Raw genomic sequence first — 7,169 nt, forward strand, 5'->3', positions numbered from 1 at the left:
AAATTTTATTTTATATCAAAAATAAAACCGTCACCATTTATTAGATTTTGCCTACTAATAAAATACGGTGATAAATTAAATTTTATGAAAACATTAATAGCCATAAATAAATTTAATAATAAAAATTAAGCACAATATTAACATTATAGGAGAAATCTTAGTCTTTTCTTTACTAAAAAGATTAAATGATAAATTTAATAAAATATAAAATATTGCTCCAACAAAAAATCCTGAAGAAATGCTATAAGTTAGGGGAATCAAAAAAAATACTAAAAAGCTAGAAATATTTTCTCTAATATTAAAGAAATCAATTTTTATTATTTCTCTACACATTGAAAATCCTACATATATTAAAGCTGCAGCAGTTGCACTAGCAGGAACAGCAATAAAAAGAGGAGCAAAAAACACTGCAACTAAAAATAATAATCCAGTTACAATTGAAGTAAAACCCGTTTTGCCACCCTCAGCAATTCCAGTAAAACTTTCAATATAAGTAGTAACAGTAGAAACTCCCATTACTGATCCAAAAGTAGTAGCAATTCCATCTACTAATAAAATTTTTTTTGCATTAGGAATTTTTCCGTTTTTATCTAACATACCACCTTTTGTTGTAACACTTATTAAAATACCCACAGTATCAAACAAATCGTTGAACAAGAAAATAAAAACTATTGATATAAAAGTCCAAAAATGCTCACTCAAAACATAAGAAAAATCTAATTGATTAAATATTGGCCTAATAGATTCAAATTTTAAAACCCCATTGGGAAGATGTATTCCAATAGATTTAGCACCTTCTAGGTTAAATGTTGCATATGTCCATGCTGTGGCAGTAACTATACTAATTGCCCAAAGTATGCTTCCTCTAATATTTAATTGTTCAAAAATTACAATAAAAAATAATCCTAAAAATGTAAATAAAACTTTAAAATCAATGAATGCTCCAATTCCAACTAATGTAGCATCATTTTTAATGATGATGCCGCCATTGACAAACCCAATAAAAGCAATAAAAAGCCCGATTCCAACTGTAATAGAGTATTTTAGATTTATTGGAATAGAATTTATAATTTGCTCTCTTACTCTTAAAAAGGATAGAAAAATAAAAATTAGTCCTTCAATAAAAACAGCGGCCAATGCAACTTGCCAAGGAATATTCATGCCAATTACTACAGAATATGCAAAAAATGCATTTAAACTCATTCCAGAAGCTAATGCTAAAGGGGTATTAGTATAAAGAGCCATTAATATTGTAGAGAATGCTGCTGTTAGGCAGGTTGCGGTGACTAGTGCACCAATCGGCATACCCGTTTTAGATAGTATTGCCGGGTTAACAGCTATAATGTATGACATACTTAAAAAAGTAGTAATGCCTGCAAAAATTTCCTTTTTGTAGTTAATATCACTGTTTTTAAATTGAAAAAATAAACTTTTTACATATTTCCCCATAAAACTTTCCTTTTTATTGTTTAAAACTATCTTTAATAATAACCATTAATTCTCTAATTTTTTTAATAAGCTATTGAATTTTATTAATCATATTATTCTGAAAAAGAATATTTTCGCTGTCGGGTAAATTTGAGAATACAATAGTTTTAATAACCCTTTCAGAACTATTTGTAATAACAAATTTTCTGGCTTTAATAAGCTTTAAATAAGCTTTTAAAGAAATATCTTTTCCAACACTAAAAAAGGTTTGAAGATATTGATGATCAATTAGCTTGTGATGATTAAATAAAAATATGGCAGTTATATCATTTCCAACTTTTAAAAATAAAGGTTCTTTGTATCTTAAATTCCACTTATTAGAAACAGTAAAATAATGTCTTAAAGAAATTTTATTATTCTCTTGAATTAATTTAATATATTTGGAATCTTTTTTTAATTCGGGAATACCGTCAAAATAGATTGTAGAACAAGACAATATTAATAATATTAGATTAAAAAATAATAAATATTTTTTAAAAAATTTAAAGACAGTCAATGATATGTGAAGATTTTTATAGAATTTTATTTTTAAATGCATATTCTAAAGTATTTTTTGTATTTTTGAAATTAACATCAATAAATCTTGGATCATATTGCAAAGTCTCTTTAGTCCAAACTTGAAAAGAATCATCGTTAAACAAAAATACTAGCTTTTTATAAGGGGTTAAAGCTTTTGACATAAGAGTAAAATTGTCTTTATTAAGGTTAATGTATAAAAATTTAAAATTTCCGATGCTAACTACCTTAGAAATAGCTATGCTTCCAATATATTTATTGTCTTGAATTAATTTTAAATATCCTTTAGTAAAATTTAAATTTGAATCTAACATAACATTTAAAAAAACAGTAAATTTATCATTAGATTTATCTTTTTTAATGTAGATTTGACTATCTGGATAAAAATAAAGAAAATAATCTGCTCTTTCAATTTTTTCAAAATTCTTTTCTAAATCTTCAGCAATATTTAAAACCTTGCAAGAAGAATAAATAAAAACCATTAAAATCAAAGAAAAACTATATTTCATAATTAACTTATATTATACAATACAAAAAGGAGAGTATTTATATTAAATGAATAAAAATAACTTCGGTGCTTATATTGAAAATTCCAAAGTCTATTCAGATTATATAATATTAAAACATAAAATATTACTTATTCCGGTTCCTATAATAAAAATTGCTATGGAAGAAGATCTTAAAATTTTTGAAATAAGTTTTCAAGATAAACATAAAGATTTTTCAGGATATATTCAATTAAATGAAAAATCTTTGTATATAAATGAAAACATGAGTCTTGAAAATAAAAGATTTACAATAGCAAAACACTTAGGACATTATTTGATGCATCAAGATCAAATCAAAAATCTAGCTAAAAATGAAAACCATTATAATGATATTAAAGATAGTCAAATGATAACAGAAGCTAATATATTTGCAACAAACATTTTAATTCCAACAACCACATTAAAATTAAAATTATCTCAATATAAATCTAAAGAGTACCCTCAAAAAACAATAGCAAAAGAATTTCAAGTAACCCAAAATACAATTTATTTAAAATTAAGCATACTTAATGAACTTAGCAAAATAGAAAAAATAAAAAAGAATAAAAACCTTTTAAAAATTAAAAATACAAAACATAAAGTAGAAGCTAAGATTTGCCTCCATAATACAGATAGAATTAAAGAATCAATAGCTCTTGATTTGGAAAAATACGAACTTGAAAAAAAAGAAAGAATTAAAAAAATATTTGAAGATCTAGAATAAAAAGCCTTTTTAAATTGAGAACTTTTTGAGTATATATTCCATCTTTACATTAGCTAAGGCCAAATAATATTTACTTTTAATAAGAGAATCTAAATGAGTTTTTGCAATTACAATCCAATACTTATTATTCATAAATTTCTTAGTAGTTGGGAAATTGATTTTTAATGAAAAATTTTTCATAATTTTTTGTCTTTCAAGATAAGATAAAACTTCTGCTTTAAAAGATGCGCCTTGGGTTGAGCTATAAGCAATAAGGATACTATATAATTTCTTATTATAAATAAAAAGTTCTTTAATAAAATTAATATTACTATTAAAATTAGATTCATCAATGTAAATATAAACACTATTTTTTATATCATTTAAACTTTCAAAATCAGATAAACGATGCAAATGTTCATAGTCTTTGATTTTGAAATTTGAAATTTTCAAATCAGGATAATTCATCAAAGATGTTAAAACGGCTAAATTTATTTCATCTTTTTCTGGTATTGTAACCAAAGAAATTGTTGAACACCCATAAAGAAATAAAAAATAAATAGAAATTAAAAACTTCTTCATTTAATGTTTAAATTGTATGCTTTTAGTAAAATAAAGTAAAGTAAATAAAATACATAAATATTTTGATATAATATAAAAATAAACTTTAAAAGGATGTATAATGAGCTCTTATGCGTTAAGCAAGATATTTCTATATTTTGGATACCTTGTTATTGGATTTTTATCTTTTACGATTTTTAATAAAAACTTACGAAACAAGATCAGGGATAAATTAAAAAATTTATACTTTTTATATTATTTAACTTTTTTTATTCTTTTTATTATTAGTTCAAACTTATCTTATTACTATACTGAAAAACAGTTATTAGAAAATTTTAATATTTTTGAAAAAGAATTTCTTGAAATACATAAAATAAATGAACAATTTTTTCAAAAATACCTACTAAATTTTCCAGTACCAATAAGAATGGAATTGATGTCAAAATTTGATCCAATATATACGGTGTTTAATGCTAGTTTTGAGAAATACTCTAAAAACATTGGCAAAAGTTCTTATGAAATTCAAACAAATTATAAAAATTATGTCAAAGCAACAAATTCAGAAATTAAAAAAAAATTAGAACAAATAAAAGAAAATATTAATCCTATTTATAATAAATATAAATTACCCATTTTAAATGGAGAAAATACAGAAATAAGTATTGATAAGCATGGGAATATTATTCCTGTTATAAAAAATACAAATGGACAAATAACGGAATTACTGTTTTACGATCAAAATTATAATTTAATTCCCTTTAGAGAATTTGAAAACTACAAAGTTAGATTTGATATAATCCCAGAAAATAAAAATACACACTTCAAGGAAATAATAAATGTTTATTATCTTAATGAAAGCAATACTATCATTCCTATAAAATATTATAACAATAATATAGAGATTAGCCCTTATTACATAGACTTGCAAGAGAATAACAACAATTTTCTTAAAGCAATAAAAATTAAAAAAGAATATGGCTTATACATTGAAAAAAAAAAGCAACTACAACATTTAGTTGAAAATGATAAACTTAATGATTTTAAAGAATTTTTAGCAAAAAATAATAATATTTTCTCATTAAATACAATATTTTCTAACGGCCATCCAATATTTACTTATGCCATAAATGTAAAAGCAAAAAATATCATAAATTATTTAATCACAAAAGAATTTAATATTAATTTAAAAAATCAAAGTTCTCAAACAGCTCTTCATAATGCCATAATTCAAAAATATGATTTAGAATTTATTAAATCACTTATTAAAAAAGGCGCTAATCCAAATATCAGAGATAGCGACAACAAACTCCCTATAGATTACTCTAATAAAACTAGTGAAATCTATAAATATTTAATTAACATTTAATTTTGTCATGCTAATTAAATCAGTAATTAGCATGACAATAGCATTCTAAACTAAATTGATTCAATTTACTAAAACCCTAATTAATTTGTAATAATTCAATGAAGAAAAAAGGTTAAACCTGAACTTTAGTAATAATGATATACGAGATTAAATTGAAAATAATCTTTAGCTCTTTTTAGAAATATAAAATTTTACAAACAGCAATTTTTAATATATTATTAATTATTCAGTGCCAATATTTACAAGATTAAAAAATCTTGTTAAGATATTAAGCGTATTATTCAAATTAATTATTTTAATTAATTAATTTGGATTTAATAAAAAGGGGAAAATTATGTCAACATCATCCGCATCTATATCTATATTTACAGTATTGCAAAAAATAGGAAAAGCTTTTATGCTTCCTATAGCACTTTTACCAGCAGCTGGAATTTTATTGGGAATCGGAGGAGCATTTACTAACGACACAATGATTCAGGCTTATGGATTAGAAGCAGCACTTGGGAAAGGAACTCTAGCAAACTCAATACTTTATCTTATGAAATATACAGGAGAAGTAATTTTTGCTAACTTACCTTTAATGTTTGCAGCAGCAATTCCAATCGGACTTGCCAAAGTAGAAAAAGGAACAGCTGCTTTAGCAGGGGTAGTAGGCTTTTTAGTTATGCATCAAACTATAAATGGAATCTTGTACATACAAGGAATAACACCAGAAAGCGTAAGCTTAAAAGCACTATTAGAATTAGGAATGCCTGAAGCAGCTGCAACTGCAAAAAGTCAGGAATATACAAATGTGCTTGGAATATTTTCTCTTCAAATGAGCGTAATGGGGGGGATGATAGCGGGATTTTTTGCTGTCTTTCTTCATAACAGATTTTATAATATTCAATTACCCACATTCTTAGCATTTTTTGGAGGCACAAGATTTGTACCAATCGTAACCACAATAACAATGTTTGTAGTAGGAATATTTTTAACATTTACTTGGCCTTTTGTCCAAACTGCAATGACTTCATTTGGAAACATTGTAGAACAATCTGGACTTTTTGGAACATTTGCATATGGGGCAATAAAAAGATCTTTAATTCCGTTTGGACTTCACCATATATTTTATTTACCATTTTGGCAAACAGCTGTTGGTGGAACATTGGAAATAAATGGAGAACTAATATCAGGGGCACAAAACATATTCTTCAAACAACTTGCAGATCCAAATACTGTACACTTTGAAGTTGCAAAAGGAACAAGATTTTTTAGCGGAGAATTTGTTGTTATGATTTTTGGATTACCTGGGGCTGCGCTTGCTATGTATCACACATCAAAACCTGAAAATCAAAAAAATGTAGCTTCATTATTACTATCTGCTAGCTTTACGTCAATGTTAACAGGAATTACAGAGCCTCTTGAATTTGCATTCCTTTTTGCAGCACCAGCGCTTTATTACCTTATATATGTTCCTCTTTTTGGATTGGCATATCTTTTAACGCACCTTTTAAACGTGGGAGTTGGACTAACATTTTCTGGAGGATTTATAGATATGTTTCTATTTGGAATACTTCAGGGAAATAGCAAAACAAATTGGATAGCAATTCCTATTTTAGGAATCTTCTACTTTATTGGATTTTACTTTGTATTTAAATTTGCAATTATGAAATTCAATTTCAAAACAATAGGAAGAGAAGATGAAGAAATGGAAAAAGATAAAATAAGTTCAGAAAAAACAAATTTATCAGAAACTGCTACAAAGGTATTAGAAGGTCTTGGGGGAAAAGATAATATTACATACATTGACGCATGTGCATCAAGACTAAGAGTTAATTTAAAACAAATAGAATTCATCAAATCAGATGCCTATTTCAAAAATTTAGGTGCTAGTGGAATGTTAAAAAAAGGAAATAGTGTCCAAATTGTATTTGGAGGATTGTCCGATAACATAAAAATGGAAATCGACAAGCTTATGTGAAAGCTTTAACTTATAATATAAAAACAGCTAATCCAATAGAAAAAT

General features: G+C 25.3%; 7 protein-coding genes. 3 read left to right on the plus strand and 4 right to left on the minus strand.

Features of this window, described 5'->3' with window-relative positions; genetic code table 11:
* Nucleotides 1-93: 93 nt before the first annotated feature.
* From QIA31_RS00115 to QIA31_RS00125, 3 genes are all read right to left on the minus strand, one after another.
* Nucleotides 94-1,449, minus strand: a complete 1,356-nt coding sequence (locus QIA31_RS00115; protein WP_301393502.1) for an NCS2 family permease — start codon at nucleotides 1,447-1,449, stop codon at nucleotides 94-96.
* A 70-nt stretch (nucleotides 1,450-1,519) separates the two neighbouring features.
* The gene (locus QIA31_RS00120; RefSeq protein ID WP_301393504.1) at nucleotides 1,520-2,026 is read right to left on the minus strand and encodes a hypothetical protein; all 507 of its coding nucleotides are present in this window, start codon (nucleotides 2,024-2,026) and stop codon (nucleotides 1,520-1,522) included.
* The gene (locus QIA31_RS00125; protein WP_301393506.1) at nucleotides 2,001-2,513 is read right to left on the minus strand and encodes a hypothetical protein; all 513 of its coding nucleotides are present in this window, start codon (nucleotides 2,511-2,513) and stop codon (nucleotides 2,001-2,003) included. Before QIA31_RS00125 ends, QIA31_RS00120 begins: the two co-directional genes overlap by 26 nt.
* Nucleotides 2,514-2,559: 46 nt before the next feature.
* Here QIA31_RS00125 and QIA31_RS00130 point away from each other — a divergent pair, with 46 nt between their 5' ends.
* A complete protein-coding gene (locus tag QIA31_RS00130) occupies nucleotides 2,560-3,255 on the plus strand; it encodes an ImmA/IrrE family metallo-endopeptidase (RefSeq protein WP_151073918.1) in 696 nt (231 codons plus the stop codon).
* A 9-nt stretch (nucleotides 3,256-3,264) separates the two neighbouring features.
* Here QIA31_RS00130 and QIA31_RS00135 read toward each other — a convergent pair whose 3' ends face one another.
* Nucleotides 3,265-3,816 (minus strand): hypothetical protein, encoded by a 552-nt coding sequence (locus tag QIA31_RS00135; RefSeq protein ID WP_301393509.1) that lies wholly within the window; start codon nucleotides 3,814-3,816, stop codon nucleotides 3,265-3,267.
* Between the two features lie 100 nt (nucleotides 3,817-3,916).
* Here QIA31_RS00135 and QIA31_RS00140 point away from each other — a divergent pair, with 100 nt between their 5' ends.
* Nucleotides 3,917-5,161, plus strand: coding sequence for an ankyrin repeat domain-containing protein (locus QIA31_RS00140; protein ID WP_301393511.1), 1,245 nt, complete (start codon nucleotides 3,917-3,919; stop codon nucleotides 5,159-5,161).
* 334 nt (nucleotides 5,162-5,495) lie between these two features.
* Nucleotides 5,496-7,124 (plus strand): PTS transporter subunit EIIC, encoded by a 1,629-nt coding sequence (locus tag QIA31_RS00145; protein ID WP_301393513.1) that lies wholly within the window; start codon nucleotides 5,496-5,498, stop codon nucleotides 7,122-7,124.
* The last annotated feature ends 45 nt before the right edge of the window (nucleotides 7,125-7,169 follow it).

Source organism: [Borrelia] turdi (assembly GCF_030439285.2).
GTDB lineage: Bacteria > Spirochaetota > Spirochaetia > Borreliales > Borreliaceae > Borreliella > Borreliella turdi.

Excerpts from the sequence above, each read along its gene's own strand:
- QIA31_RS00115 (WP_301393502.1), bottom strand. The coding sequence starts at position 1,449 with ATGGGGAAATATGTAAAAAGTTTATTTTTTCAATTTAAAAACAGTGAT.
- QIA31_RS00120 (WP_301393504.1), bottom strand. The coding sequence starts at position 2,026 with ATGCATTTAAAAATAAAATTCTATAAAAATCTTCACATATCATTGACT.
- QIA31_RS00125 (WP_301393506.1), bottom strand. The coding sequence starts at position 2,513 with ATGAAATATAGTTTTTCTTTGATTTTAATGGTTTTTATTTATTCTTCT.
- QIA31_RS00130 (WP_151073918.1), top strand. The coding sequence starts at position 2,560 with ATGAATAAAAATAACTTCGGTGCTTATATTGAAAATTCCAAAGTCTAT.
- QIA31_RS00135 (WP_301393509.1), bottom strand. The coding sequence starts at position 3,816 with ATGAAGAAGTTTTTAATTTCTATTTATTTTTTATTTCTTTATGGGTGT.
- QIA31_RS00140 (WP_301393511.1), top strand. The coding sequence starts at position 3,917 with ATGAGCTCTTATGCGTTAAGCAAGATATTTCTATATTTTGGATACCTT.
- QIA31_RS00145 (WP_301393513.1), top strand. The coding sequence starts at position 5,496 with ATGTCAACATCATCCGCATCTATATCTATATTTACAGTATTGCAAAAA.